Annotated in this window: 20 protein-coding genes and 2 tRNA genes; 6 read left to right on the forward strand and 16 right to left on the reverse strand. The window is 71.6% G+C overall.

All coding sequences use genetic code 11. The annotated features are described in order from the left end of the window. Window positions 1-347: 347 nt before the first annotated feature. Window positions 348-1,655: a M14 family zinc carboxypeptidase gene (locus ACIRVF_RS12240; RefSeq protein ID WP_402816218.1), complete on the forward strand. Its 1,308-nt coding sequence runs from the start codon at window positions 348-350 to the stop codon at window positions 1,653-1,655. A gap of 78 nt (window positions 1,656-1,733) precedes the next feature. Here the strand turns inward: ACIRVF_RS12240 and rodA are convergent, their stop codons facing one another. The 8 genes from rodA to ACIRVF_RS12280 form a co-directional block, all read right to left on the reverse strand. Further along, window positions 1,734-2,933: a rod shape-determining protein RodA gene (gene rodA / locus ACIRVF_RS12245; RefSeq protein ID WP_402816219.1), complete on the reverse strand. Its 1,200-nt coding sequence runs from the start codon at window positions 2,931-2,933 to the stop codon at window positions 1,734-1,736. Then, window positions 2,930-5,305 carry a penicillin-binding protein 2 gene (gene mrdA / locus ACIRVF_RS12250; RefSeq protein ID WP_402816220.1) on the reverse strand — a complete coding sequence of 792 codons (2,376 nt, stop codon included), beginning with the start codon at window positions 5,303-5,305 and terminating at the stop codon, window positions 2,930-2,932. Before mrdA ends, rodA begins: the two co-directional genes overlap by 4 nt. 57 nt (window positions 5,306-5,362) lie before the next feature. After that, window positions 5,363-6,004, reverse strand: coding sequence for a rod shape-determining protein MreD (gene mreD, locus ACIRVF_RS12255; RefSeq protein WP_402816221.1), 642 nt, complete (start codon window positions 6,002-6,004; stop codon window positions 5,363-5,365). 3 nt (window positions 6,005-6,007) lie between these two features. Then, a complete protein-coding gene (mreC, locus tag ACIRVF_RS12260) occupies window positions 6,008-6,961 on the reverse strand; it encodes a rod shape-determining protein MreC (RefSeq protein ID WP_402816222.1) in 954 nt (317 codons plus the stop codon). A 97-nt stretch (window positions 6,962-7,058) separates the two neighbouring features. Continuing rightward, window positions 7,059-8,084 (reverse strand): rod shape-determining protein, encoded by a 1,026-nt coding sequence (locus tag ACIRVF_RS12265; RefSeq protein WP_030283777.1) that lies wholly within the window; start codon window positions 8,082-8,084, stop codon window positions 7,059-7,061. Window positions 8,085-8,404: 320 nt separating this feature from the next. Continuing rightward, window positions 8,405-8,818, reverse strand: a complete 414-nt coding sequence (gene ndk, locus ACIRVF_RS12270; protein ID WP_402816223.1) for a nucleoside-diphosphate kinase — start codon at window positions 8,816-8,818, stop codon at window positions 8,405-8,407. Window positions 8,819-8,923: 105 nt separating this feature from the next. Continuing rightward, complete coding sequence (locus ACIRVF_RS12275; RefSeq protein ID WP_402816224.1) at window positions 8,924-9,274, reverse strand: DUF4233 domain-containing protein; 351 nt, start codon at window positions 9,272-9,274, stop codon at window positions 8,924-8,926. 1 nt (window position 9,275) lies between these two features. Next, window positions 9,276-10,667, reverse strand: a complete 1,392-nt coding sequence (locus ACIRVF_RS12280) for a bifunctional folylpolyglutamate synthase/dihydrofolate synthase (RefSeq protein WP_402816225.1) — start codon at window positions 10,665-10,667, stop codon at window positions 9,276-9,278. A gap of 237 nt (window positions 10,668-10,904) precedes the next feature. Between ACIRVF_RS12280 and ACIRVF_RS12285 the strand changes: the two genes are divergently transcribed. Both ACIRVF_RS12285 and wecB read left to right on the forward strand, forming a co-directional pair. Next, the gene (locus ACIRVF_RS12285; RefSeq protein ID WP_402816226.1) at window positions 10,905-12,338 is read left to right on the forward strand and encodes a glycosyltransferase; all 1,434 of its coding nucleotides are present in this window, start codon (window positions 10,905-10,907) and stop codon (window positions 12,336-12,338) included. Between the two features lie 45 nt (window positions 12,339-12,383). After that, window positions 12,384-13,529, forward strand: coding sequence for a non-hydrolyzing UDP-N-acetylglucosamine 2-epimerase (gene wecB, locus ACIRVF_RS12290; RefSeq protein WP_402816227.1), 1,146 nt, complete (start codon window positions 12,384-12,386; stop codon window positions 13,527-13,529). Window positions 13,530-13,554: 25 nt separating this feature from the next. Here wecB and ACIRVF_RS12295 read toward each other — a convergent pair whose 3' ends face one another. Further along, window positions 13,555-14,079 carry a hypothetical protein gene (locus ACIRVF_RS12295; RefSeq protein WP_402816228.1) on the reverse strand — a complete coding sequence of 175 codons (525 nt, stop codon included), beginning with the start codon at window positions 14,077-14,079 and terminating at the stop codon, window positions 13,555-13,557. Window positions 14,080-14,395: 316 nt separating this feature from the next. Continuing rightward, a complete protein-coding gene (locus ACIRVF_RS12300; RefSeq protein ID WP_402816229.1) occupies window positions 14,396-17,032 on the reverse strand; it encodes a valine--tRNA ligase in 2,637 nt (878 codons plus the stop codon). Between the two features lie 130 nt (window positions 17,033-17,162). Here ACIRVF_RS12300 and ACIRVF_RS12305 point away from each other — a divergent pair, with 130 nt between their 5' ends. Both ACIRVF_RS12305 and ACIRVF_RS12310 read left to right on the forward strand, forming a co-directional pair. After that, complete coding sequence (locus tag ACIRVF_RS12305) at window positions 17,163-18,038, forward strand: hypothetical protein (protein WP_402816230.1); 876 nt, start codon at window positions 17,163-17,165, stop codon at window positions 18,036-18,038. 91 nt (window positions 18,039-18,129) lie between these two features. Beyond that, window positions 18,130-18,930, forward strand: coding sequence for a hypothetical protein (locus ACIRVF_RS12310; RefSeq protein ID WP_402816231.1), 801 nt, complete (start codon window positions 18,130-18,132; stop codon window positions 18,928-18,930). Between the two features lie 69 nt (window positions 18,931-18,999). Here ACIRVF_RS12310 and clpX read toward each other — a convergent pair whose 3' ends face one another. From clpX to ACIRVF_RS12335, 5 genes are all read right to left on the reverse strand, one after another. Continuing rightward, window positions 19,000-20,289 (reverse strand): ATP-dependent Clp protease ATP-binding subunit ClpX, encoded by a 1,290-nt coding sequence (clpX, locus tag ACIRVF_RS12315; protein ID WP_030283761.1) that lies wholly within the window; start codon window positions 20,287-20,289, stop codon window positions 19,000-19,002. Between the two features lie 247 nt (window positions 20,290-20,536). Then, a complete protein-coding gene (locus tag ACIRVF_RS12320) occupies window positions 20,537-21,199 on the reverse strand; it encodes an ATP-dependent Clp protease proteolytic subunit (protein WP_030283759.1) in 663 nt (220 codons plus the stop codon). A gap of 56 nt (window positions 21,200-21,255) precedes the next feature. Then, window positions 21,256-21,873, reverse strand: coding sequence for an ATP-dependent Clp protease proteolytic subunit (locus ACIRVF_RS12325; protein WP_046386806.1), 618 nt, complete (start codon window positions 21,871-21,873; stop codon window positions 21,256-21,258). Between the two features lie 268 nt (window positions 21,874-22,141). Continuing rightward, window positions 22,142-23,533, reverse strand: a complete 1,392-nt coding sequence (gene tig / locus ACIRVF_RS12330) for a trigger factor (RefSeq protein ID WP_402816232.1) — start codon at window positions 23,531-23,533, stop codon at window positions 22,142-22,144. A 294-nt stretch (window positions 23,534-23,827) separates the two neighbouring features. Next, window positions 23,828-23,901 (reverse strand) — tRNA-Pro (locus ACIRVF_RS12335). Window positions 23,902-24,059: 158 nt separating this feature from the next. On the opposite strand from ACIRVF_RS12335, the gene ACIRVF_RS12340 reads away from it, so the two are divergent. Continuing rightward, a tRNA-Gly gene (locus tag ACIRVF_RS12340) sits at window positions 24,060-24,130 on the forward strand. Between the two features lie 50 nt (window positions 24,131-24,180). On the opposite strand, the gene ACIRVF_RS12345 is transcribed toward ACIRVF_RS12340, so the two are convergent. Beyond that, a complete protein-coding gene (locus ACIRVF_RS12345; protein WP_402816233.1) occupies window positions 24,181-24,756 on the reverse strand; it encodes a hypothetical protein in 576 nt (191 codons plus the stop codon). Window positions 24,757-24,787 lie beyond the last annotated feature (31 nt).

The raw sequence follows: 24,787 nt of genomic DNA on the forward strand, positions 1-24,787 counted from the left end.
GGCCCCGGCACGCTCCGGCGCGACCCGCCCCCGCCGGTGACCGCCCCGGCACGCGCGGTGCGCGCCCGCCGCCGGGCACCGTCCGCCGTTGACACGCCCGGACGGCCCGTGCGGTACTGACGGGGCCCTGCCCGAGGCCCTGCACCCCTTCCCGTGACAGGAGTTGGGTCGTACGCTCGGCCAACGCCGACTCCCCCGGCGGCCCGTTCGCCCCAGCACGCCCTCCCCCGTCCCCCGCAGGGCCTCCTCCCCCGGCCCCGCACAGCCCGTCCCCGGCCCGCAGGCCGCGGCCGGCGGCGCAGCACGCCCGCGCCCCGGCGGCCGTACGACCGGTCGCAAGGAGAACCATGACCGACACCGGTCGGCGGGTCCGGCCCCTGTCCCCGCGGACCCCCGACGCCCGGCCGGCCCGCTACCCCACCCCGGCCCAGGCCGAGTGCGCGGCCCGGCGGCTCGCCCTGCGCCACCCGGACCGCTGCCGGCTGCGCGAGGTGGGCCGCTCCCGGGCCGGACGCCCCCTGCTGCTGCTCTCGGTGGACCGGGGGCCGCGCGCCGTGCTGGTGGTCGGCGGCCCGCACCCGAACGAGCCGATCGGCACCGCCGCCGCGGTCCGGCTCGCCGAGGTGCTGCTGGAGCGGCCCGCCCGGCCCGGCCTGTCCTGGCACCTGCTGCTGTGCCTGGACCCGGACGGCGCCGCGCTCAACGCCGGCTGGCTGGACGGACCGCTCACCATGCGCCGCCACTACGAGCACTTCTTCCGCCCGGCCTTCGAGGAGCAGCCCGAGCTGCTGCCCGCCCCCGGCTCCGGCCGGCCGCCGATGCCGGAGAGCGTGGCGCTGACCGGGCTGATCGACGAGCTGCGCCCCTTCCTCCAGTGCTCGCTGCACGGGGTGGACTTCGGCGGCGCCTTCGTCCAGCTGACCGGGCCGGTCCGCGGCCTGGCCGAGCGCTTCGCCCGCTCCGCCGACCGGGCCGGCATCCCGCTCGACGTGGACTCCTACGACGCCGTCGGCTGGAGCAGCCCGGCCCCCGGCACCTATCTGATGCCGACGCCCGGCGGCCCGGGGACCTCCCGGGCGCTGCCGGACGAGCCCGAGCTGTCCACCTGGGCCTACGCGGCCCGGTACGGCGCGGTGACGGCCGTCCTGGAGGTCCCGATGTGGGCGGTGGACGCGGTCGGCGACGCCCGTACGCATCCGGCCGGACCGCAGGTCGTCGGCGACGCCGCCCACGAGCTCACCGCCCGCGCCGAGGAGCTCGCCGCCCTGCTCGCCCGCGTCCCGGCGCAGGCCCGGGAGGCGTACGGCCCGCTGGCGCGCACCGCCGAGTTCAACCTGGCGGTGGCCCCGCGGGTGGCCGCCGAGTGGCTGGAGCTGTGGTGCCAGGGGCCGCTGAGCTCCGCCCGGGCGACCACCGCCGGGCTGGTGACGGCCCGGCTGCCGCTGCGGGTCGCCTCGATCCTGCTGCGGCTGCTCGCCGACGCCCGCGGCCCGGCCGCCGAGGCCGCCCGGGAGCGCGCCCGCGCCGTGGTGGCGGACAGCCTGGACCGGCTGCGCAGCCGCTTCGGCGCCCGCTGGGTCCCGGTGCAGGAGCAGCTGGCCCACCAGACCCGGGCGATCCTCACCGCCGCCGACTGCCTGCTGCAGCCGATCTGACGCATCGTCAACTCACCTGGGAAGCAACGAGAAAGGGCCGGCCCGGGAGTACCCCGGACCGGCCCTGCCGTCGAACGCTCAGGCCGCTATCGGCCGTTGGCTGTGCACCGCCTGGAGCAGCCCGATGCCGATCCAGACCGCGAACATCGACGAGCCGCCGTAGGAGACGAAGGGCAGCGGGATGCCGGCGACCGGCATGATGCCCAGGCACATCCCTATGTTCTCGAAGGCCTGGAAGGAGAACCAGGCGATGATCCCGGCCGCCACGATCGTCCCGTACAGGTCGGTCGCCTGGCGGGCGATCCGACAGGCGCGCCAGAGGATCACGCCGACCAGGGCGATTATGGCGAGCGCCCCGACGAAGCCGAGCTCCTCGCCGGCGACGGTGAACACGAAGTCGGTCTGCTGCTCCGGCACGAACTGCCCGACGGTCTGGGTGCCGTGGAACAGCCCCTTGCCCATCAGCCCGCCCGAGCCGATCGCGATCCGGGCCTGCGCGGTGTTGTAGCCGACGCCGTTGGGGTCGAGCTGGGGGTTGGCGAAGGCGGCGAAGCGGTCGATCTGGTACTGGCTCAGCAGCCCGAGCTTCCAGATCGCGATGCTGCCGCCGACGCCGAGCGCGAGGATGCCGAGCACCCAGCGGTTGGCGGCGCCGGAGCCGAGCAGGATGCCCAGCACGATCGCGGACATCACCATGACCGACCCGGCGTCCGGCATCAGCAGGACCAGGCCCATCGGCACGCAGGCCCAGATCAGGCCCCGGAACACCGCCCGGTGCGAGGGGAACTCCCGCTCCCCCGCGTCGACCTGGTCCGACAGCACGACGGCCATCGCCAGCAGGATGGCGATCTTCGCGAACTCGGCCGGCTGGACGGAGAAGCCGCCGCCGAGCTGGATCCACGAGTGGGCACCGTTGACGGTCGAGCCGATCGGGCTGAGCGTCGCCAGCAGCAGCACGATCACGCCGACGTAGACGAAGGGGACCAGGGTGCGGACCCGCCGGGCTCCTATCCCTATCACCACGGCGCACAGCACCAGGCCGATGACGAAGTTCGTCAGGTGCCGGTAGAGGAAGTACTGCGGGTCCCCGTGGGTGAGGTTGTCACGCCCGCGGGTGGCCGACCACACCAGCAGCGAGCTGCCGGCCGACAGGGCCAGTCCGGCCAGCAGCAGTATCCAGTCCAGCCGCCAGAGCGGGGAGTCCTTGGCCAGGGCCTTGGAGACCCCGCTGCGCTGGGGGGTCAGCCGCAGCTGCCGGTACGAGCCGTAGGAGCTCATGCCCGTCCCCTTCCCTGGCGGTTGGTCGGTTCGAGCGCCGCGTCGGCGGCGGTGTACGAGGCGGAGCCGCCGGCCGGCGGCGCGGGATCGAGGAAGGTCGCCGAGGGGTCGTAGCCCGTCGCCGCGGCCTGCCCGGCGTCCGCCGGGGCGACGGCCGCAACCGGGGCCGACGCCGCGACCGGAGCCGATACCGGAACCGACGCCGTCAGCGGAGCCGACGCCGAAGCGGAAGCCGGAGCGACGGAGCCCTGCGCCGGGTCGACGGTGTACGCGGCCGGCTTGATGATCGCGGTGCCGTCCGGGTTGAACTTCGGCAGGTCGCCCTGCGGCGTCGGCAGCAGCGCCTTGCCGTTGTCGATGTTGCCCTTGTCGTCCACGCCGTACAGCGCCTGGTAGATCCGGCGGATGGCGTCGCCGGAGCCGCCGGAGCCGGTGCCGCCCTGGCTGATCGTCATGATGACCGCGTAGTCCTTGCTGTACGTGTCCAGCCAGGAGGTGGTCTGCTTGCCCTCGACCTCGGCGGTGCCGGTCTTGGCGTGCAGTGCGATCTTGTCCTGCGGCCAGCCGTTGAACTTCCAGGCGGCGGTACCGCTGGTGATGACGCCCGCGGTGGCCTGGTCGATGTAGCTGAGCAGCTTCTGGTCGCCGGGGAACTTGGCGTCCGCGTGCGGGGCGATCTCGCGGACGAGGTCCCCGCTCGGGCTTATCACCGCCTTGGCGATGGTCGGCCGGTAGAAGGTCCCGCCGTTGGCCAGCGCCGAGTAGATCCGGGCCATCTGGACCGGGGTGACGAGGGTGTCGCCCTGGCCGATCGCGTAGTTGACGGCGTCACCGGCGCGCATCTGGTAGCCGTCGATGCAGTTCTCCTTGGCGATCTGGTCGGAGAAGCTGTTGCCGCCCTTCTGCGCCTGCGCGCACCAGGCGTCCTTGTTGTTGTCGTAGAAGGACTGCTTCCACTGCCGGTCCGGCACCCGGCCGGGGACCTCGGACGGCAGGTCGATGCCGGTCTTGGCGCCGAGGCCGAACTCGTGGGCGGTCTTGAAGAACCAGTCGGCCGGGTCCTTCTTCGGCTTGATGCCGCCGTCCTTCATCCACTGGTCGTACGCCAGGCCGTAGAAGACGGTGTCGCAGGAGACCTCCAGCGCCTTCTCCAGGGAGATGGAACCGAAGCTCTCGCTCTCGAAGTTCTTGAACTCACGGCCGCCGATGGTCATGGCCTTCGGGCACGGGTAGGTGCCGTCCAGCGAGTAGCCGGCCTGCACGGCGGCGGTGGTGGAGACGACCTTGAAGGTCGAGCCGGGGGCGGACTGACCCTGTATGGCCCGGTTGAGCAGCGGGAAGTTGGAGTCCTTGCTGGTCAGCGACTGGTAGTCCTTGCCGCTGATGCCGCCCACCCACAGGTTGGGGTCGTAGGTCGGGGCGCTGGCCATCGCGATGATCCGGCCGGTGTGCACGTCCATCACGACGGCGGCGCCGGAGTCGGCCTCGTAGTTGCGGTTGGTGACCTTGTCGAAGGTCTTCCGGGCGTCGGCCATGGCCTGCGCCAGGTTGTCCTCGACGACCTTCTGCACCCGGGCGTCGATGCTGGTGACCAGGTTGTTGCCGGTCTGCGGGGCGACGGCGCCGGCGGTGCCGATCACCCGGCCGAGGTTGTCCACCTCCAGCTTGGTGATGCCGGCCGTGCCGCGCAGGTCGCGGTCGTACACCGACTCCAGGCCGGCCCGGCCGATCTGGTCGGCCGGCAGGTAGCGGTCCAGGCCGCTCTTGTCGGCGGTCTTGCTGACCTCCTCGTCGGTGACCGGCGAGAGGTAGCCGAGCACCTGGGCCATGTTGGCGCCCTCGGCGCCGGTGTAGTGGCGCACGGCGGTGGGCTGCGCGGTGACCCCGGGGAAGTCCTCGCGGCGCTCCATTATCTGCATCGCCTGCTGGGTGGTCGCCTCCTTGGTGACCGGGATCGGCTGGTACGGCGAACCGTTCCAGCACGGCTGCGGCGTCTTGGCGTCGCAGAGCCGGACCTTCTCCTGGACGTCCTTGGCGGGCATCCCGAGCACCTCGGCCAGCCGGCCCAGCACCGCCTTGCCGCCGTCCTTCTGCTGGAGCAGCGAGGTGCGGCTGACGGAGACCACCAGCCGGGTCTCGTTGCCGGCCAGGATCCGCCCGGAGGCGTCCAGGATCTCGCCTCGGACGGCCGGTTCGACCACCTCGCGGATGTGGTTGCCGGTCGCCTTGGCGGTGTACTCCTTGGCGTTGCGGATCTGCAGGTACCACAGCCGTCCACCGAGGGTGGCGAGCAGTGACAGCACCAGGATCTGCAGCACCACCAGACGGATCGTCACCCGCCGGGTGCGGCCGGTCTCGGGGATGTTGCTCACGTCTCGTGCGCTCCAGGGATGCGGGAGGATCAGGAGGTCGGGGGCCTGGACGGGCCGTTACGGGCGGCGGGCGAAGCCGGGGATGCGCCGCTTCTTGTAGGACGGGCCGGCCGAGACCTCGCGCGTGGTGCGGTAGCGGGCCAGGGTGCCCAGCCCGGGGCCGCCCTGGTCGTCGTCGCTGGCGGCGGCCACCGGGTCGCGGCCGAAGCGGCGGCCGAGCAGCATCACCAGCGGCACCACGAAAGGCGCCAGCAGCAGGTCGTACAGCAGGGCGCTGATCACCAGGCCGCCGAGGCCGACGTGCCGGGCCGCGGTGTCGCCGACCAGGGCGCCGACCATCGCGTAGAGCAGGGTGGAGGCGATCGCGGCGGCGCCGACGACCATCAGCGCGCTGGAGACGGAGCGCTGGCGGCCGTGCTCGGGGCGCAGCAGCCCGGCGACGTAGCCCATCAGGCAGAGCACCAGGGCGTAGCGCCCGATCGCGTGGTCGGAGGGCGGTGCGAGGTCGGCCAGCAGGCCGCCCGCGAAGCCGACCAGGCAGCCGCCGGTCGGGCCGTAGACCATGGCCAGGCCGACCACGATGAGCAGCAGTATGTCCGGGGTGGCTCCCGGGAGCTGGAGCCGGCCGAAGACGCTGACCTGGAGGATCAGGCCGAACAGGACGAGCGCGGCGGAGACGGGGATGCGGGCGAGGCGCATGGCTCAGTTCCCCCCATTGGGCTTGGCGGGCGGGGCGGCGGGCGCGGTGGCCTGCGGCTGGGCGGGCGCGGAGGGGGCCTGGCCCTGCCCCGGGGTGGGGGCGGGCGGCAGCACGGCGTCGCGCGGGTCGGTGCGCGGCGGCACGACCACCACGCCGACGAGGTCGAGCCGGGTGAACTGGACGAAGGGCTCGACCAGGACGGTCTTGGTCAGCTGGCCGGCGTTGGCCTGGACCTCGATGACCTTGCCGACCGGGACGCCGGGCACGAAGGGGCGGCCGCTCTGCGAGCCGAAGGTGACCAGCCGGTCGCCGTTCTTCACCTGTGCCTTGCCGTTGAGCAGGGAGACCTTCATCGGGCTGTCGCCGCCGCCGGAGGCGAAGCCGATCTCGCCGTTGCCCTCCAGGCGGGTGCCGGCCGAGAAGCCGGGGTCGGAGGCGAGCAGCACGGTGGCGGTGGTCGGGGCGACGGTGGTGACCCGGCCGACCAAACCCTGGCCGTTGATGACCGTCATGTCGCGGGTGAGGCCGTCGTCGCTGCCGGCGTCGATGGTGATGGTCCAGGAGAAGCCCTGGGCCGGGCCGATGGCGATGACCTGGGCGGCCTTGACGGTGTATCCGCCGGCGCCGGCGGTGCGCAGCAGGTCGTCCAGCTGTTTGGTGCGCCCGGTGGCCATGTCGGAGGAGGCGAGCTTCTGCCGCAGTTCGGTGTTCTCGCGGGCGAGCTGGTCGGCGCGGCCGCTGTCGGTGGCGGCGTCGCGGAAGGCGCGGACGGTGTTCGCGACCGGGTCCACCACGGTGGCGGCGCCGCGCTCGACGGGGCCGAGGACGCCGGCGGCCGCGTGCCGGGCCGGGCCGAGCGGGGAGTCCTCACCGCCCTTGATGTCCACGGTGATCAGCGCGAAGGCGACGGCCACCAGCAGGATGAGCAGTAGCCGGCTCTCTCGTGTGTCCCTCACGGTGCTGGTACTGCCCCTTCGTACCTGGCGGCCGCCCGGGGCTGTGGGGCCCGGGCGGCCGCCCGTTCAGTTGAGTGTCGGATTCTTCGCTGTGGTGCTAACGGCGCGGCGAGGCGTCCAGTACCTGCTGGAGCGCCTCGAACTCCTCGACGCACTTGCCGGAGCCGAGTGCGACGGAGTCGAGCGGGTTCTCGGCGATGTGGATCGGCATGCCGGTCTCGCGGCGCAGCCGCTCGTCCAGGCCGCGCAGCAGGGCGCCGCCGCCGGTGAGCACGATGCCACGGTCCATGACGTCGCCGGCCAGCTCGGGCGGGCACTGGTCGAGGGTGGTCTTGACCGCGTCGATGATCGAGTTGACCGGCTCGTCGATGGCGGCGCGGACCTCGGCGGCGGAGATGACCACGGTCTTGGGCAGGCCGCTGACCAGGTCGCGGCCGCGGATCTCGGCGTGCTCGTCCTTCTCGCCCTCAAGGCCGTAGGCGCTGCCGATGCTCATCTTGATCTGCTCGGCGCTGCGCTCGCCGAGGAGGAGGGAGTACTCCTTCTTGATGTGCTGGACGATGGCGTTGTCCAGCTCGTCGCCGGCCACCCGGATGGACTGGGCGGTGACGATGCCGCCGAGGGAGATGACGGCGACCTCGGTGGTGCCGCCGCCGATGTCGACGACCATGTTGCCGGTGGCCTCGTGGACGGGCAGTCCGGCGCCGATCGCGGCGGCCATCGGCTCCTCGATGATGTGCACCTGGCGGGCGCCGGCCTGCGAGGAGGCCTCGATGACGGCGCGGCGCTCGACGCCGGTGATGCCGGAGGGCACGCAGACCACGACGCGCGGGCGGGCGAGGTAGCGGCGCCGGTGGATCTTGAGGATGAAGTAGCGCAGCATCCGCTCGGTGATCTCGAAGTCGGCGATCACGCCGTCCTTGAGCGGGCGGATGGCGACGATGTTGCCGGGGGTGCGGCCGATCATCTTCTTGGCCTCGGCGCCGACCGCCAGGATGCCGCCGGTGTTGGTGTTGACCGCGACGACGGACGGCTCGTTGAGGACGATCCCCTTGCCCCTGACGTACACCAGCGTGTTGGCTGTTCCGAGGTCGATCGCCAAGTCGCGGCCGATGAACGACAGGTTGCTCGCCATGGGGTGTGGGTGCCTTCCCGGGCTCGGAGTTCATGGGGGTGGACGGATGCGTGCGCCCACGCTTGGGCGGAGACCAGCTGAGCTGCCTTACCGGGCCCTTGAGTCGCGTCCATCGTAGTCACGCCGCGCAGTACGGACGTCGACGCGGGGCATACGGTCCATTGTCCGGAGCGTGATCGCTTCTCCCAGGATTGGGACGCCGTGTCGGCCTCCCCAGTTCCCTATTTCACGATAAGAATGCCCCGGCCGGGCCAATGGACCCGACCGGGGCGGTACGAACGTCCTACCGGGCGCGTCGCCCGCCGGGCTCAGGCGTGTGCGGGGAAGAAGATCTTGATCTCGCGCTCGGCGGACTCCGGGGAGTCGGAGGCGTGGATCAGGTTCTCGCGGGTGATGGTCGCGTAGTCACCGCGGATGGTGCCGGAGCCGGCCTCCAGCGGGTTGGTGGCGCCGGCCAGCATGCGGATGCCCTTCACGACCTCCTCGCCCTCGACGATCATCGCGATCGACGGGCCGGAGGTCATGAACTCCAGCAGCGGCTCGTAGAAGGGGCGGCCGACGTGCTCGGCGTAGTGGTGCTCCAGGGTCTCCCGGTCGAAGGTGCGCAGCTCGACGGCGGTCAGCCGCCAGCCGGCCTTGCGCTCGATGCGGCTGATGATCTCGCCCGCCAGGCCGCGGCGGACGGCGTCGGGCTTGAGCAGGACGAGAGTGCGCTGGGACACGGTGCGTCTCCTGGGTATTCGGTACGGCGTGCGGTATGGGGCAGAGGTTACCTTGCGTGAACGACCGGTCGGTTCCGCGGTCCCGGCGGCCGGCCGGCCGGGCCGTCAGGCGGCCTGGGCCCGGGCCTCGGCGGCCGCCCGGGCGGCCTTGAACTCGTCGACCTTGCGGCCGTAGTGCACCGAGCACCACCACAGGCCGGCGAAGACCACGCCGAGCCCGAACATGGTCGGCAGCACGAAGCCGCTGGCGACCAGTCCGATCTGCAGCGCCCAGCCGATCTGCACCGCGCCGGGGCGGTTGATCATGCCGCAGAGCGCGACGCACAGCGCCATCGCGATGCCGCTGACGATCCACACCGTGGCCGTCGAGACGCTGGAGAGCTGCATCGCGACCAGCGCCGCGAACATGATCAGCAGCGCCTCGCCGATCAGCGTCGAGGAGCAGAGCGTCCTCATGTCACTTCCTCCCGAGCAGCAGGCGGGCCTCGCCCACCGTGATGACCGAACCGGTGACCAGCACCCCGGCGCCGCCGAGGTCGCCCTCCTCCTCGGCCAGGGTGACGGCGGCGGCGATGGCGTCGTCGAGCCGGGGCTCGACCTGGACCCGGTCCTCGCCGAAGACCTCCACGGCCAGGGCCGCGAGCGCGTCCACGTCCATCGCGCGGTGGGTGGAGTTCTGGGTGATGACGACCTCGGCCAGGATCGGCTCGAAGGCCTCCAGCACGCCGGCCACGTCCTTGTCCCCGGAGGTGCCGATCACGCCGACCAGGCGGGTGAAGCCGAAGGACTCGGAGATCGCGGCGACGGTGGCCCGGGCGCCGTGCGGGTTGTGCGCGGCGTCCAGGATGATCGTGGGGCTGCGGCGGACGACCTCCAGGCGGCCCGGCGAGGAGACGCCGGAGAAGGCCTGGCGGACCTTGTCGACGTCCAGCTGGCCGCCGCGGGCGCCGCCGACGCCGAAGAAGGCCTCGACCGCGGCCAGCGCCAGCGCCGCGTTGTGCGCCTGGTGCTCGCCGTGCAGCGGGATGAAGACGTCCTCGTACTCCTCGCCGCCGAGCCCGCGCAGCGTCACCAGCTGGCCGCCGATGGCGAGCTCACGGCGCATCACGCCGAACTCCATGCCCTCGCGGGCGACGGTGGCGTCCACCTCGACGGCCCGGCGCAGGATGTTCTGGGCGGCGTCCAGCTGCTGCTGGGCGACCACGGCGACGGCGCCGGACTTGATGATCCCGGACTTCTCGACCGCGATCTCGCCGGTGGTCCCGCCGAGCTTGTCGGTGTGGTCCAGCCCGATCGGGGTGATCACGGCGACGGCGGCGTCGATGACGTTGGTGGCGTCCCAGCTGCCGCCCATGCCGACCTCGACCACCGCGACGTCCACCGGGGCGTCGGCGAAGGCCGCGTAGGCCATGCCGGTGAGCACCTCGAAGAAGGACATCGGCACCGGCTGGGCGGCGTCGACCATCTGCACGTAGGGCTCGATGTCGCGGTAGACCTCGACGAAGCGCTCGGGGCTGATCGGCGCGCCGTCCAGGCTGATCCGCTCGGTGACGGTCTCCACGTGCGGGCTGGTGTAGCGGCCGGTGCGCAACTCGAAGGTGTTGAGCAGCTGCTCGATCATCCGGGCGGTGGAGGTCTTGCCGTTGGTGCCGGTGATGTGGATGGACGGGAAGGCCCGCTGGGGCTGGCCCAGGATGTCCATCAGCGCCTCGATCCGGTCGAGCGAGGGCTCCAGCTTGTTCTCCGGCCAGCGCTTGGAGAGTTCGAGTTCGACCTCGCGCAGGGCGTCGCCGGTGTCGCCGTCGGCGGGGCGGAGGGTGTACGGATTCGGGTCGGCCTTGTCGCTCACGACCACAGTCTACGGAGCGGCGGCGGCCCGCCCCCACAGGGTGAGTGTCATGGCGCGAACACGACGCACGCCGGGGTGAGAACGGCCACTTTGCCCCGGCTTTCCCCCAAGGCCCCAGTTTGCTCCCCTTACTATTGATTCTGCGAGTTTTGACGGCAATGAGGCATCGATTCGCAACTTCCAGGAGCTGACCGCCTTTGATCATGAGGCCTCGCTGATGATGAGGAGCACTGCGCCATGCCCGACGCCCTGCACGACTGGTTCGTGCTCCGCCAGGACGCCGTCGTCTGGTTCGCCGGACTGATCTCCCTGGCGCTCGTCGGCTACATGGCCTTCGTCTTCGGACGCTTCCTCGTGTACTGGGCCGGCTCCCGCCACGCCTTCCGGCGCAACCGGCCCGCCGAGCCCGGCGACCCCTCCGCCTTCCAGTGGCACCTGGTCATCCCCTGCCGCGACGAGGAGGCCGTGGTCACCCAGACCCTGGACGGCCTGCGGGCCACCGCACCCGAGGCCCACCTGTGGGTGATCGACGACGACAGCGAGGACGCCACCCGCGAACTCGTCCTCGCCGCCGCCTCCCGCGACCCCCGGATCCACCTCGTCCAGCGCCGCCGCCCGCACGCCCGGATCGGCAAGGGCGCCGCGCTCAACGCCGCCTACCGCGAGATCTCCGCCCGGCTGCCCGAGTCCACCGACCGCTCCCGCGTGGTGATCGGCGTCGTCGACGCCGACGGACAGCTCGACCCCGGCACCCTCGGCCAGGTCTGCAACCCCAAGGCCCTCGGCCGCCCCGACACCGGCGCCGTCCAGATCGGCGTGCGGATGCGCAACGCCGACGACGAACGCCCGCTGCCCGGCCGCGGCCGCACCGCCAACGCCCTCGCCCGCGCCCTGGTCCGGATGCAGGACGTCGAGTTCCAGGCCAACAACGCCGGCATGCAACTGCTGCGCCGCCGCACCGGCAGCGTCGGCCTCGGCGGCAACGGCCAGTTCGTACGGCTCACCGCCCTCGACTCGCTCACCGCCGAGGAGGGCCGGGCCGGCCGCCCCTGGCCCGAGCGCGCCCTGCTGGAGGACTACGAGTCCGGCCTCGACCTGCGCCTGGCCGGCTGGCGGCTCACCCACGTGACCGAGGCCCAGGTCTCCCAGGAGGGCCTGATCTCGCTGCGCCGCTTCCTCACCCAGCGCACCCGCTGGGCCCAGGGCAACATGCAGTGCCTGCGCTACACCGGCCGGGTGCTGCGCTCCCCGCACTACACCGCGTCCGGCAAGGCCGAGGTGCTCTACACCTTCCTCCAGCCCGTGGTCTGCGTGCTGCTGGTGCTGCTCTTCCCGCTCTCGCTCGCCATCACCGCCGCCGGACTGGTGCTCTTCCCCGCCGAGACCGCCGAGTTCCAGCTCCGCTACGGCCCGTGGATGCTGCTCGCCTTCGTGCTCGCCACCCTGCCGATGGTGTTCTGGGGCCTCGCCTACCGCCGGACCGTCCACCCGGACCGGCGCCGGCTCACCGGGCTGCTCTGGGGCGTCCTGGTCTGGCTCTACGCCTACCACCTCTTCGTGGTCGCCGCCCGGGCCGCCGTCCGGATGCTGCTCGGCCGCAACGGCTGGGCCAAGACCCGGCGCAACGCCGAGAAGGTCGCCGTCGGCGCCCCCACCGCGCTCGAATCCTGAGCCGCCCCCACCGCGCCCCTCCCCCACGTCCCACCCGGAGCCCCCATGAGCACCTGCCTGCCCCCCAACAGCGTCGCCGTCGTTCTCGGCACCCGCCCCGAACTGGTCAAGCTCGCCCCGCTGATCCACGAACTCGGCGACGCCACCCGGCTGGTGCACACCGGCCAGCACTGGGACGAGGCGATGTCCGGCCGCTTCCTGCGCGACCTCGACCTGCCCCGGCCGGAACTGCTCACCGGCGTCGGCGGCCGTCCCCGGGCCGGGCAGATCGCGCAGTCCCTCGGTCAGCTGGACGCCGCCTTCGCCGAGGACCGCCCCGCCGCCGTGGTCGTCCAGGGCGACACCAACGCCACCCTCGCCGGGGCGCTGGCCGCCAACGCCCGGCAGATCCCGCTGGTGCACGTCGAGGCCGGGCTGCGCAGCTACGACCGGGCCATGCCCGAGGAGCACAACCGGGTGATGGTCGACCACGTCTCCGACCTGCTCTGCGCCGCCACCGGGGAGAACGTCGCCAACCTGCGCGCCGAGTCCCTGGACCGGGGGCGGATCGAACTCACCGGCAACACCGTGGTCGAGGTGGTCCGCCGTCAGCTGCCGGACCGGGCCGCCCGCGCCGCGCTGCTCGCCGCGCGCGGGCTGCGCCCCGACGGGTACGTGCTGGCCACCGTGCACCGCCCGGAGAACACCGACACCGCCGAGGCGCTCGGCGCCGTGCTCGCCGAACTGGACCGGATCGCCCGGGCCGGCACCCCGGTGCTGTTCCCGATGCACCCGCGCACCCGGGCCGCCGTCGAGCGCTTCGGGCTGGACGGCCTGCTGGAGCGCCTGGCCGTCACCGGACCGGTCGGCTACGGCGACTTCCTGGGCCTGGCGCGCCACGCCGCGCTGCTGGTCTCCGACTCCGGCGGCGTGCAGGAGGAGTGCACCGTGCTCGGCCGTCCACTGCTGGTGGTGCGCCGCTCCACCGAGCGACCGGAGGCCGTGGCGGCCGGCTTCGCCGCCCTGGTGCGGCCCGGCGCGGAGCTGGGCGAGCTGGCCCGCGCCTGGCTGTCCGACACTCCGCAGCGGCTGGCCCGGCTGGCCGCCGCCCCGAGCCCGTACGGCGACGGCCTGGCCTCGGCCCGGATCGCCGCGCTGACCGCCGCGCTGGCCGAGCACGGCGAGGAGCCCGTGGTGCCGCTGGCCGCATAGGCCGTCCGGGGGCCGGGTGCAGGGATCAGACCCCGGCGCGGGCCTCCGGGACGTGCGCGGCGCCGCCGTGCCGGCGGCGCAACTCGGCGGTGATCTCGGCCAGTTCGCCCTCGGGCAGCAGCGGCAGCATCATCGCGACGCCCTGCAGCAGGCCGCCGAGCAGGTAGGTGGTGTCCGCCGTCGCGGTGACCAGGCCGCGGACCTCGTTCACCCGGCCGCCCGCCACCGCCTCGATCAGCTGGGCCGCGTTCGCGGTCTCCTCGTCCACCTGGACCGCCGCGCTGTCCTGCGGGGCCCGGCGGGCCATCGCCCGCAGCACCCGGTCGCCGACCTCGGGGGCGTACGCCTTGCGGACGGCCTCGGCGGCGATCCAGGTGAGCAGGGTGGTCACCTCCCGCTCGACGTTCTCCGCCAGCAGCAGGTCCAGCTCGTGGTCGAAAGCGAGCTGGTTCCCGTGCCGGAAGGCGAGCAGCAGCGTCGCCGCCCTGGCCTTGGCCTCCTCGACCGCCTCGGCAGGCAGTTCCTGGGCCAACTCCTCGGTCACCACCACGCCATGCCCTCCCGTCCGTCGCTCAGCAGGAAGCTCAGCGGAATCGCCTTCGGAAACTCCGTGCACACCGTACACATCCGACCTGGAAACTTCCGCGAACGCGCGCGGGCAAGACCGGAATCAATTCGCTCGGAAAAGGACCTCACCCGGTCCAGGATGAATATTCGCCGGAAGGGAGCAATGTTGCTGCTCTATTAGGCGTAGCAGCTTCCCTATTAGTCGCAGGAAGAGGGCGGCCCCGGCGCGCCCGCCGGAAAACCCGAAGGGCCGCACCCCGCGCGTCGCGGGGTGCGGCCCTTCTCGGGCTGCGGGCGGCTCAGCCCTGCGGCAGGGCCGCGAGCTGGGCGGTGATCCGGGCGATGTCGGCCTCGGCGGCCTCCTGGCGGGTCCGGATCTTGGCGACCACCTCGTCCGGCGCCTTGGCCAGGAAGGCCTCGTTGCCGAGCTTGGCGGTGGTCTGGGCCTTCTCCTTCTCGGCGGCCGCGAGGTCCTTGGCGAGGCGCTTGCGCTCCGCCGCGACGTCGATGGTGCCGGAGAGGTCCAGCGAGACGGTGGCACCGGCGACCGGCAGCGAGGCGGTGGCCGCGAAGCCCTCCTCGGACACGGTCAGCCGCAGCAGCGAGCGGATCGCGTCCTCGTGGACGTCCAGCACGGTGCCGGCCAGCTCCAGCTGGGCCGGGACGCGCTGCGCGGGCTGCAGGCCCTGGTCCGAACGGAACCGGCGGACCTCGGTGACCACCTGCTGCAGCGTGGCGATCTCGGCCTCGGCGGCGGCGTCACGGTAGCCGCTGTCCTCGGGCCACTCGGAGACGACCAGCGACTCGGCGCCGGTGAGCGTCGTCCACAGCGCCTCGGTGACGAACGGGACGACCGGGTGCAGCAGCCGCAGGGTGACGTCCAGGACCTCGCCCAGCACCCGGCGCGAGGCGTCGGCCTGCGGGCCGCCCTTGGCCAGGGTGGTCTTGGAGAGCTCGACGTACCAGTCGAAGACCTCGTCCCAGGCGAAGTGGTACAGCGCGTCCGAGACCTTGGCGAACTCGTAGTCGTCGTACAGCGCGTCCACCTCGGCGACGGTGGCGTTCAGCCGCGACAGGATCCAGCGGTCGACCGCGGTCAGCTCCTCCGGCGCGGGCAGCGGGCCCTCGACGGTGGCGCCGTTCATCAGCGCGAAGCGGGTCGCGTTCCAGATCTTGTTGCAGAAGTTGCGCGAGCCCTTGACCCAGTCCTCGCCGATCGGCACGTCGGCGCCCGGGTTGGCGCCGCGGGCCAGGGTGAAGCGGACGGCGTCGGCGCCGTAGGCGTCCATCCAGTCCAGCGGGTCCACGGCGGTGCCGGAGGACTTCGACATCTTCTTGCCGAACTCGTCGCGCACCAGACCGGTCAGCGCGACGGTCTTGAACGGTGCCTCGCCATCCATCGCGTACAGACCGAACATCATCATCCGGGCGACCCAGAAGAAGATGATGTCGTGGCCCGTGAGCAGGACGTCGGTCGGATAGAACTTCTCCAGGTCGGCGGTCTTCTCCGGCCAGCCGAGCGTGGAGAACGGCCACAGGCCGGAGGAGAACCAGGTGTCCAGGACGTCCGGGTCCTGGTGCCAGCCCTCGCCGGCCGGCGGCTGCTCGTCCGGTCCGACGCAGACGACCTCGCCCTCGGGGCCGTACCAGACCGGGATCCGGTGGCCCCACCAGAGCTGGCGCGAGATGCACCAGTCGTACATGTTGTCGACCCAGTCGAAGTAGCGGCGCTCCAGCTCCTTCGGGTGGATCTCCACCTTGCCGTCGCGGACGGCGTCGCCGGCGGCCTTGGCCAGCGGCTCGACCTTGACCCACCACTGCAGCGACAGGCGCGGCTCGACCACGGTGTGGCAGCGCGAGCAGTGGCCGACCGCGTGCATGTACGGGCGCTTCTCGGCGACGATCCGGCCCTGCTCGCGCAGCGCGCCGACGACGGCCGAGCGGGCCTCCAGCCGGTCCATGCCGAGGAAGGGGCCGTGCACGGTGATCGCGCCGTGGTCGTCCATCACGGTCAGGTTCGGCAGGTTGTGGCGCTGGCCGATGGCGAAGTCGTTCGGGTCGTGCGCGGGCGTCACCTTGACGGCGCCGGTGCCGAACTCCGGGTCGACGTGCTCGTCCGCGACGACCGGGATCTCCCGGTCGGTCAGCGGAAGCTTGATGGTCCGGCCGACCAGGTGCTTGTACCGCTCGTCCTCCGGGTGGACGGCCACGGCGGTGTCGCCCAGCATCGTCTCGGCCCGGGTGGTGGCGACGACGATCGAGTCCTCGCCCTCGCCGTAGCGGATCGAGACCAGCTCGCCGGGCACCTCCTCGTGCTCCACCTCGATGTCGGACAGCGCGGTGAGGCAGCGCGGGCACCAGTTGATGATGCGCTCGGCGCGGTAGATCAGGCCGTCGTCGAACAGGCGCTTGAAGATGGTCTGGACGGCGTGGGACAGACCCTCGTCCATGGTGAAGCGCTCGCGCGACCAGTCCACGCCGTCACCGAGGCGGCGCATCTGGCCGAGGATGCGGCCGCCGTAGCTCTTCTTCCACTCCCAGACCTTCTCGACGAAGGCCTCGCGGCCCAGGTCGTGCCGGGACAGCCCGGCCTCGGCGAGCTGCTGCTCGACCTTGTTCTGGGTGGCGATGCCGGCGTGGTCCATGCCGGGCAGCCAGAGCGTCTCGAAGCCCTGCATGCGCTTGCGGCGGGTCAGCGCGTCCATCAGCGTGTGCTGGAACGCGTGGCCCAGGTGCAGGACGCCGGTGACGTTCGGCGGGGGGATCACGATCGTGTAGGCGGGCTTGTCGCTCTTCGCGTCCGCGGTGAAGTAGCCACGCTCTACCCAGCGCTCGTACAGCTCGCCCTCTACGTCCGCGGGGGTGTAGGTCGTCGGGAGGGTTGCCGCATCGTCCCCGGTGGTGCTCACGGGGCGCTGGTTCGTCGTGTCGGTCACGACGCACAGTTTACGTAACCGGGGGCGCTGGTTACGAACCGCTTTCGGTCCGCGGACTCCCCCTGCCCGAACACCGCCGGGACGGGCGCCGTGCGGTAGCGTGCCCGGGCACTCGTCCGGGTGACCGGACGTGCACGGAACCAGCAACCACCAGATCGGCCGCGGGCGCGGCGGGGGAGCACGAGGACTGATGTACGGCCAGGGACAGCAGCAGTATCCGCAGCAGGGACAGCCCTACGGGGGCCAGCCGTACGGCGCGCCGCCGCAGCAGCCGTACGGGCAGCCGCAGCCCCAGTACGGCTACCCGCCGCAGCAGCCGTACGGCCAGCCGCAGCCCCAGTACGGCGTGCCGCCGCAGGCCCCGTACGGCCAGCCGGGCTACCCGGCGCCGCCGCGCAAGGGCAAGGGCGGTGTGGTGATCGGCCTGGTCATCGGCGCCCTGGTGCTCGGCGGCGGCGGTTTCGCCGCGTGGAAGTTCCTCGCCGGCAGCGACTCCGGCGGCCAGTACAAGCTCAGCGCCCCGCAGACGCTGCTGGACGGCTACGTCCAGAAGTCGGCGAAGGAGCAGGCCGCCGACATGAGCAAGCCCGACATCGCGAAGGTCGGCACGGACCTGCACGCGGTGGTCGCCAGCTACAGCAAGGGCGCCGACGTCAAGAACATGGACTCCCTGTCGGTCATCGGCATCTACGGGAGCCTCAACGACCCGGGCCAGATCATCGCCGACTCCAAGCAGGACAGCGGCGGTCTGACCTGGTCCACCCCGATGACCGACTACCCCGCCCAGGACGGCCACGCCTCCGCCGGCAAGCTCAGCTGTGGCGTGACCAGCATCATCGGCAAGCCCGGGCCGACGGTCTGCGTGTGGGCGGACAAGTCCACCTACGGCCGGGTCACCTTCAGCCACTTCAGCCTGGACAGCACCGGCGGCGGCCAGGGCCTCACCCCGGACCAGGCCGCGGAGAAGACCCGCAGCATCCGCGACGCCATGAAGGTCGCCAAGTAGCCCGGGCCCGCACCCGGGGCATGCCGCAGCACCACCACACCGCCGGAACTTCCGGCGGCATCCACGCGTGACGTCCCAGAAAGGGCCTCGCATGTCCGACCAGAACCCGTACGGGCCCCCGCCGCAGCCCGGCTACCCGGCGACGCCGCCGGCCGCACCCGGCTACGGCGCCGTCCCGCCGCAGGCCCCGCCGCCCGGCTACCCCGCGCCCGGCGCGCCCGAGGCCGGCGGCTACCCGGGCTACGCGGAGGCGGCGCCCGGGGCCTACCCCGGCTACGGCGGGTACGCGCCGGTGCCGCCGCGCAAGTCCCGCAGGACCCTGTGGATCGTGCTCGGCACCATCGCCGCCGTGCTGGTGATCGTCGGCGGCGCCCTGGGCTACTTCGTCTGGGACACCACCAGCAACGCCGGCACCCAGAAGATCGCCTTCCCGGCGACCTTCAAGGACCTCAAGGCCAACGACGACCCGGCGGTGACCGGGAAGATCCAGGACGAACTCACCTCGAAGATCGGCCAGGGCGACGGCAACTGGAAGCCCACCGGCGTCGCCGGGGTCTACCAGGACTCCGACTCCAACCCCCAGCTGATCGCGGTGGGCGTCTACGGCAAGGTGCTGCTGCCCAAGCAGGAGCTGGACCAGATGTTCAGCGGCTTCAGCGGCGCCGGCGCCACGGTCACCGGCCGCCACTCGGTCGACCCGGGTCCCAAGGGCGGCCAGATGGACTGCGCCACCTCCGAGGACGGCGAGAGCAAGCTCGCCCTCTGCGCCTGGGCCGACAAGAGCAGCGTCGTCATGGTGCTGAAGGGCTCCGACGACGGCACCCAGCCCGACGTGGACAAGCTCGCCGCCGACGCCCGCGACCTGCGCGCGGTGGCCGAGGTGCCGAAGTAGGCAGCCGCCCACGACGTACGGGAGGGGCCCCGCACCGGTGCGGGGCCCCTCCCGTATGTCCAGCGGGCGTCAGGCGCTCTTGTCGCGCCGCTCGCGCTTGATCATGTCGCGCGGGACCAGGGTCGGGATAGCGTGCTTGGAGACGACGTCCCCGGTGACCACCACGCGCGCGACGTCCTGGCGCGAGGGGACCTCGTACATCACGGACATCAGCACCTCCTCCATGATGGCCCGCAGACCGCGCGCGCCGGTGCCGCGCAGGATCGCCTGGTCGGCGATCGCCTCCAGCGCGTCCCGGGAGAACTCCAGCTCCACGCCGTCCAGTTCGAAGAGCTTGCGGTACTGCTTGACCAGCGCGTTCTTCGGCTCGGTGAGGATCTGCAGCAGCGCCTCGCGGTCGAGGTTGTGCACGCTGGTGATCACCGGCAGACGGCCGATGAACTCGGGGATCATGCCGAACTTCACCAGGTCCTCGGGCATCACCTGGCGGAAGTGGTCGCTGGCGTCCGACTCCCGCTTGGAACGGATGTTGGCGCCGAAGCCGATGCCCTTGGCACCCGCGCGGCCCTCGATGATCCGCTCCAGGCCGGCGAACGCGCCGCCGACGATGAACAGCACGTTGGTGGTGTCGATCTGGATGAACTCCTGGTGCGGGTGCTTGCGCCCGCCCTGCGGCGGCACCGAGGCGGTGGTGCCCTCCAGGATCTTCAGCAGCGCCTGCTGCACGCCCTCGCCGGAGACGTCGCGGGTGATCGACGGGTTCTCGCTCTTGCGCGCGACCTTGTCGATCTCGTCGATGTAGATGATCCCGGTCTCGGCCTTCTTGACGTCGTAGTCGGCCGCCTGGATCAGCTTGAGCAGGATGTTCTCGACGTCCTCGCCGACGTAGCCGGCCTCGGTCAGCGCGGTGGCGTCCGCGATCGCGAACGGCACGTTCAGCATCCGGGCCAGGGTCTGCGCCAGCAGCGTCTTGCCGGAACCGGTGGGGCCCAGCAGCAGGATGTTCGACTTGGCCAGCTCGATGGCGTCCTCGCGGCCGTTGCCGCCGCTGCGCCCCGCCTCGCCCGCCTGGACGCGCTTGTAGTGGTTGTAGACGGCCACCGACAGCGCCTTCTTGGCGAGGTCCTGGCCGACCACGTACTGGTCCAGGAACTCGTAGATCTCACGCGGCTTCGGGAGCTCCTCGAAGCGGACCTCGGAGGTCTCGGCGAGTTCCTCCTCGATGATCTCGTTGCACAGGTCGATGCACTCGTCGCAGATGTACACGCCTGGGCCGGCGATCAGCTTCTTCACCTGCTTCTGCGACTTGCCGCAGAACGAGCACTTGAGCAGGTCGCCACCGTCTCCGATGCGTGCCACGAGGTGCTTCCCCTTCGCCAGGGGCCCCGCGGGGGTTCCGGGGCCTGGTGCTGTGGACCGTCCGCGCCGACGGCGCTCGGTCTCGCTATCCGACGGTACTCTGCCGGGCCCGTTATTCCGTCCTCTTCGCCGGGTCTGCCCTACGCCCTGGGCGAATTGATACCGAACAGATGCCGTGACAGAACCCGCCGACGGGCCGGGGCGGGGCGCGCAACCGGGTGCGCGCCCCGCCCCGTCGGTGCCGGCCTCAGGAGGTCAGCGAGGTCTTGCGGGTGGAGATGATCTGGTCGACCAGGCCGTACTCGACGGCCTCCTCGGCGGTCAGGATCTTGTCGCGCTCGATGTCGTCGCGCACCTGCTCCACCGACTTGTTGGAGTGCTTGGAGAGCATCTCCTCCAGCTGCTCGCGCATCCGGAAGATCTCCTTGGCCTGGATCTCCAGGTCGGACACCTGGCCGCGGCCGGTCTCGGTGTACGGCTGGTGGATCAGGATGCGCGCGTTCGGCAGCGCCATCCGCTTGCCGGGGGTGCCGGCGGCGAGCAGCACGGCCGCGGCGGAGGCCGCCTGGCCCATGCAGACCGTGGTGATGTCCGGCTTGACGTACTGCATGGTGTCGTAGATGGCCGTCAGGGCCGTGAACGAGCCGCCGGGCGAGTTGATGTACATCTGGATCTCGCGGTCCGGGTCCATCGACTCCAGGCACAGCAGCTGCGCCATGATGTCGTTCGCCGAGACGTCGTCCACCTGCGAGCCGAGGAAGATGATGCGCTCCTCGAACAGCTTGGCGTACGGGTCGTACTCGCGGATGCCCTGCGTGGTGCGCTCGACGAAGCGCGGGACGATGTAGCGGCCCTCGGCGCGCATGTCCTCGACGCGGGCCTTGGCGGCCGACAGGCTGGGGATGTTCATGGGGGTTCTTGTCCTCCGGGGCGTTGTGGCTGTGGTCTCGTGGGCCGGGCCGAGGCTCAGGCGCCCGTGCCGCCGCCGCCGGGGACGTCCGCGGCGCTGTGCATGATCGCGTCGATGAGGCCGTACTCCAGGGCCTCCTCCGGGGTGAACCAGCGGTCGCGGTCGGAGTCCCGGGTGATCTGCTCGAAGGACTGGCCGCTGTGGAAGGCGATCAGCTCGGACATCCGCTTCTTGGTGCGGAGCAGCTGCTCCGCCTGGATGCGGATGTCGGTGGCGGAGCCGCCGAGGCCCGCGGAGGGCTGGTGCATGAGGATGTTGGCGTTCGGCAGCGAGAAGCGCTTGCCCTTGGCGCCGGCGGTCAGCAGGAACTGGCCCATCGAGGCGGCCATGCCCATCGCGATGGTGACGACGTCGTTCTTGATGTACTGCATGGTGTCGTAGATCGCCATGCCCGCCGAGATCGAGCCACCCGGGGAGTTGATGTAGAGGAAGATGTCCTTCTCGGGGTCCGCGGCCAGCAGCAGCAGCTGGGCGGTGATCTTGTTGGCGATGTCGTCGTCGACCTGCTGGCCGAGGAAGATGATCCGCTCGTTGAGCAGCCGGTTGTAGACCTGGTCGCCAAGGCCGCCGAGCACGTCACCAGCGGCGGCGTGCGGCGCCATCGGGCCAGGCATCTGCATCTGCGGGAACGTCACTTAGCCACCTGCTCAGTCGATTTGGAGGGCCGCTCCACGGCTCTCACGGTGTCGCACAGCTTCCGGGTATCACGTCGTGATTGTTGCTGTCCAAGGACCCTAACGCGCAGGCCCGGCCGCAGAATCCCTCACGCAGAACTGTTCGCTGTGAGCGCAGGGTCGCGCCGCGCGCGGTGGGACGACGGCGGGCCCGGACACCGTACGGCGTCCGGGCCCGCTGTGTCGCCTCAGGGGGCTACCGGGGCACTCAGGCCTCGGTGCCCTCCTCGGCCTTCTCCTCGGCCGGGGCGTCGACGGTCTCGGCCGTCTCGTCCTCGTCGTCGTCGAAGTTGATCTCGTTGCCCTCGGTGTCGACGACCTTGGCGGCCTCGACCACGGTGGCCAGCGCCTTGCCGCGGGCGACCTCGCCGACCAGCAGCGGAACCTGGCCGCCCTGGACGACCTGCTGGGCGAACTGGTCCGGGGTGAGGCCCGAGCCGGCGGCGCGGCGGATGAGGTGCTCGGTGAGCTCCTCCTGGTTAACACCCAGCTCCTCGTTGGCGACGATCTGGTCCAGGACGAACTGGGTCTTGATGCCCTTCTTCGCCTGCTCCTCGATCTCCGCGTCCCACTCCTCGCGGGTCTTGCCCTGGGTCTCCAGGTAGGTGTCGAGGTTGAGGCCCATCGGCTCCAGCTGGTGGTGCTCGACGTTGTGCTTGCGGGTCTCGATCTCGTCCTTCAGGAGCTTCTCGGGGTACTCGATCTCAACCAGCGCGAGCAGGGCGTCGAGGACCTTCTCCTGGGCCTGGGTGGCCTGGTCGTACTCCTTCATGCGCTCCAGGCGCTTGCGGGAGTCGGCGCGCAGGTCCTCCAGGGTGTCGAACTCGCTGGCCAGCTGGGCGAACTCGTCGTCCAGCTCCGGCAGCTCCTTCTCCTGGACGGCCTTGACGGTGACGGTGACCTCGGAGGTCTTGCCGGCCTGGGTGCCACCCTTGAGCTCGGTCTCGAAGGTCTTCTCCTCGCCGGCGGACAGGCCGGTCACGGCCTCGTCGATGCCGTCGATGAGGCGGCCCGAGCCGATCTCGTAGCTGACGCCGGTGGCGGTGCCGTCCTCCGGCACCTCACCGTCGACCTTGGCGACGAGGTCGACGACCACGATGTCACCGGCGGCCGCGGCGCGCTCGACGTCCTTGACCGAGGAGAAGCGCTCGCGCAGCTGCTCCAGCGACTTCTCGATGTCCTCGTCGGAGACGGCGATCGGGTCGACGGTCACCTCGATGGAGGAGAACTCCGGCAGGGTGATCTCGGGACGGATGTCCACCTCGGCGGTGAACTTCAGGTCACCGCCGTCGGCGATCTTCTCGACACCCTCGATGTTGGTGATGTCGGGCTGGCCGAGGACCTCGATCTTGCCCTCGTCGACGGCCTGCGTGTAGAAGCGCGGCAGGGCGTCGTTGACGGCCTCCTCCAGCACGGCACCACGGCCGAAGCGCTGGTCGATGACGCGAGCCGGGATCTTGCCCTTGCGGAAGCCCGGAACCGTGACCTGCTGGTTGATCTTCTTGTACGCCGCGTCGAGGCTGGGCTTGAGCTCCTCGAAGGGCACCTCGACGGTGAGTCGAACCCGGGTCGGGTTCAGAGTCTCGACGGCGCTCTTCACGGTTAGGTCTCCTATGGGCTTGCGGTCAGGTTGCCTCCGCCCGTCCCCCGCCTCGGCCGGGGCCGGTACGGATGGGTCGGGCGAGACGGGCGATGGGCGGTTGGAGCTGCATCTCCCGTGTGGGTGGACGGTGAGCTTGACTCCTCGCCCTCGTGCGGTTGACCTGGGTGGACGCCACAGGGACTACCGCCAGCGCCCCATCCTACCGGTACCACGAAAGGCGGACGCCAGACGCCACCGTACCGCCCCAACAGAACAGGGCCCCGCCCCGGTGGGCGAGACCCTGCCGCACTGTCGGGGTGACCGGATTCGAACCGACGGCCTTCCGCTCCCAAAGCGGACGCGCTACCAAACTGCGCCACACCCCGTGGTGCCGAGAGGAAGCGTACACGCCGGGCCTGTACGGCTCGCCGACTTATTCGGGGCACGCGCAGGAGGGGCCGCGGGAAATGCGGTGTGCACGGGAGGGGCCGGAGCAGGTACGCTGTCTCCCGAACTTCCGGCCGGACACGGCTGGGGGTCGCGCGCGGGCGTAGCTCAATGGTAGAGCCCTAGTCTTCCAAACTAGTCACGCGAGTTCGATTCTCGTCGCCCGCTCCGAACAGGCCGGCCCCGGTGCGCCCAGCGCACCGGGGCCGCCGTCGTTCTCAGAGCCCGAGCCGGGCGGCCCGGGCGGCGGCCCGGTCGAGCAGCTGGTGCACGTCGCCCTCCCGGGTGGTGGGGCGGTCGTTGTACTCGTCCGGGGAGCGCGCCGGGCGGCCGGTGGCGTGCAGCACCTCCATCAGCTGGACCCGCGCGGTGCGCACGGTCGCCGGGGTGCCGTAGCCGTACGCCAGGACGGCGGCCTGGGCGCCGAGCAGGCAGACCCGGCCGGCGCCGTCCCACATCGCGCCCTGCAGCCACCCGTGGGCTCCGATGTAGCGGGAGGCGAGCCGCAGGTGGTCGGCGGCGGTGACCGGGACGGGCCGGGCGGGGCGGCGCAGCGCCCGGTCGAGCAGGGTGGCCCGGGGCGCCGGGTGGCCGGCGTGCCAGGGGATCGGGGTGCTTCCGTACGGGCAGACGTACGGTCCGGGGGTGCGGGCGGGGGCGGGCAGCGAGGCCAGGTAGGCCTCGATCTCGGCGACCAGGCCGGACCCGTCCGGGGCGAACGGCAAGGCGGGAGCGGGTGTCGGGGCGGGGCGCAGGGTCAGGGCGGGGCGGGGTGCCGGGGCGGGGCGGGGCATGCGGGCTCTCCAGGCGGACGGCCTTCGGTTT

It is taken from the genome of Kitasatospora sp. NPDC101157 (assembly GCF_044768255.1).
In the GTDB taxonomy this organism is placed as follows: Bacteria; Actinomycetota; Actinomycetes; order Streptomycetales; family Streptomycetaceae; genus Kitasatospora.

What these genes read in the sequence shown, in the direction of transcription:
- ACIRVF_RS12240 (WP_402816218.1), top strand. Translation starts at nt 348, where the DNA reads ATGACCGACACCGGTCGGCGGGTCCGGCCCCTGTCCCCGCGGACCCCC.
- rodA (WP_402816219.1), bottom strand. Translation starts at nt 2,933, where the DNA reads ATGAGCTCCTACGGCTCGTACCGGCAGCTGCGGCTGACCCCCCAGCGC.
- mreD (WP_402816221.1), bottom strand. Translation starts at nt 6,004, where the DNA reads ATGCGCCTCGCCCGCATCCCCGTCTCCGCCGCGCTCGTCCTGTTCGGC.
- ACIRVF_RS12275 (WP_402816224.1), bottom strand. Translation starts at nt 9,274, where the DNA reads ATGAGGACGCTCTGCTCCTCGACGCTGATCGGCGAGGCGCTGCTGATC.
- ACIRVF_RS12285 (WP_402816226.1), top strand. Translation starts at nt 10,905, where the DNA reads ATGCCCGACGCCCTGCACGACTGGTTCGTGCTCCGCCAGGACGCCGTC.
- wecB (WP_402816227.1), top strand. Translation starts at nt 12,384, where the DNA reads ATGAGCACCTGCCTGCCCCCCAACAGCGTCGCCGTCGTTCTCGGCACC.
- ACIRVF_RS12310 (WP_402816231.1), top strand. Translation starts at nt 18,130, where the DNA reads ATGTCCGACCAGAACCCGTACGGGCCCCCGCCGCAGCCCGGCTACCCG.
- ACIRVF_RS12320 (WP_030283759.1), bottom strand. Translation starts at nt 21,199, where the DNA reads ATGAACATCCCCAGCCTGTCGGCCGCCAAGGCCCGCGTCGAGGACATG.
- ACIRVF_RS12325 (WP_046386806.1), bottom strand. Translation starts at nt 21,873, where the DNA reads ATGCCTGGCCCGATGGCGCCGCACGCCGCCGCTGGTGACGTGCTCGGC.
- ACIRVF_RS12345 (WP_402816233.1), bottom strand. Translation starts at nt 24,756, where the DNA reads ATGCCCCGCCCCGCCCCGGCACCCCGCCCCGCCCTGACCCTGCGCCCC.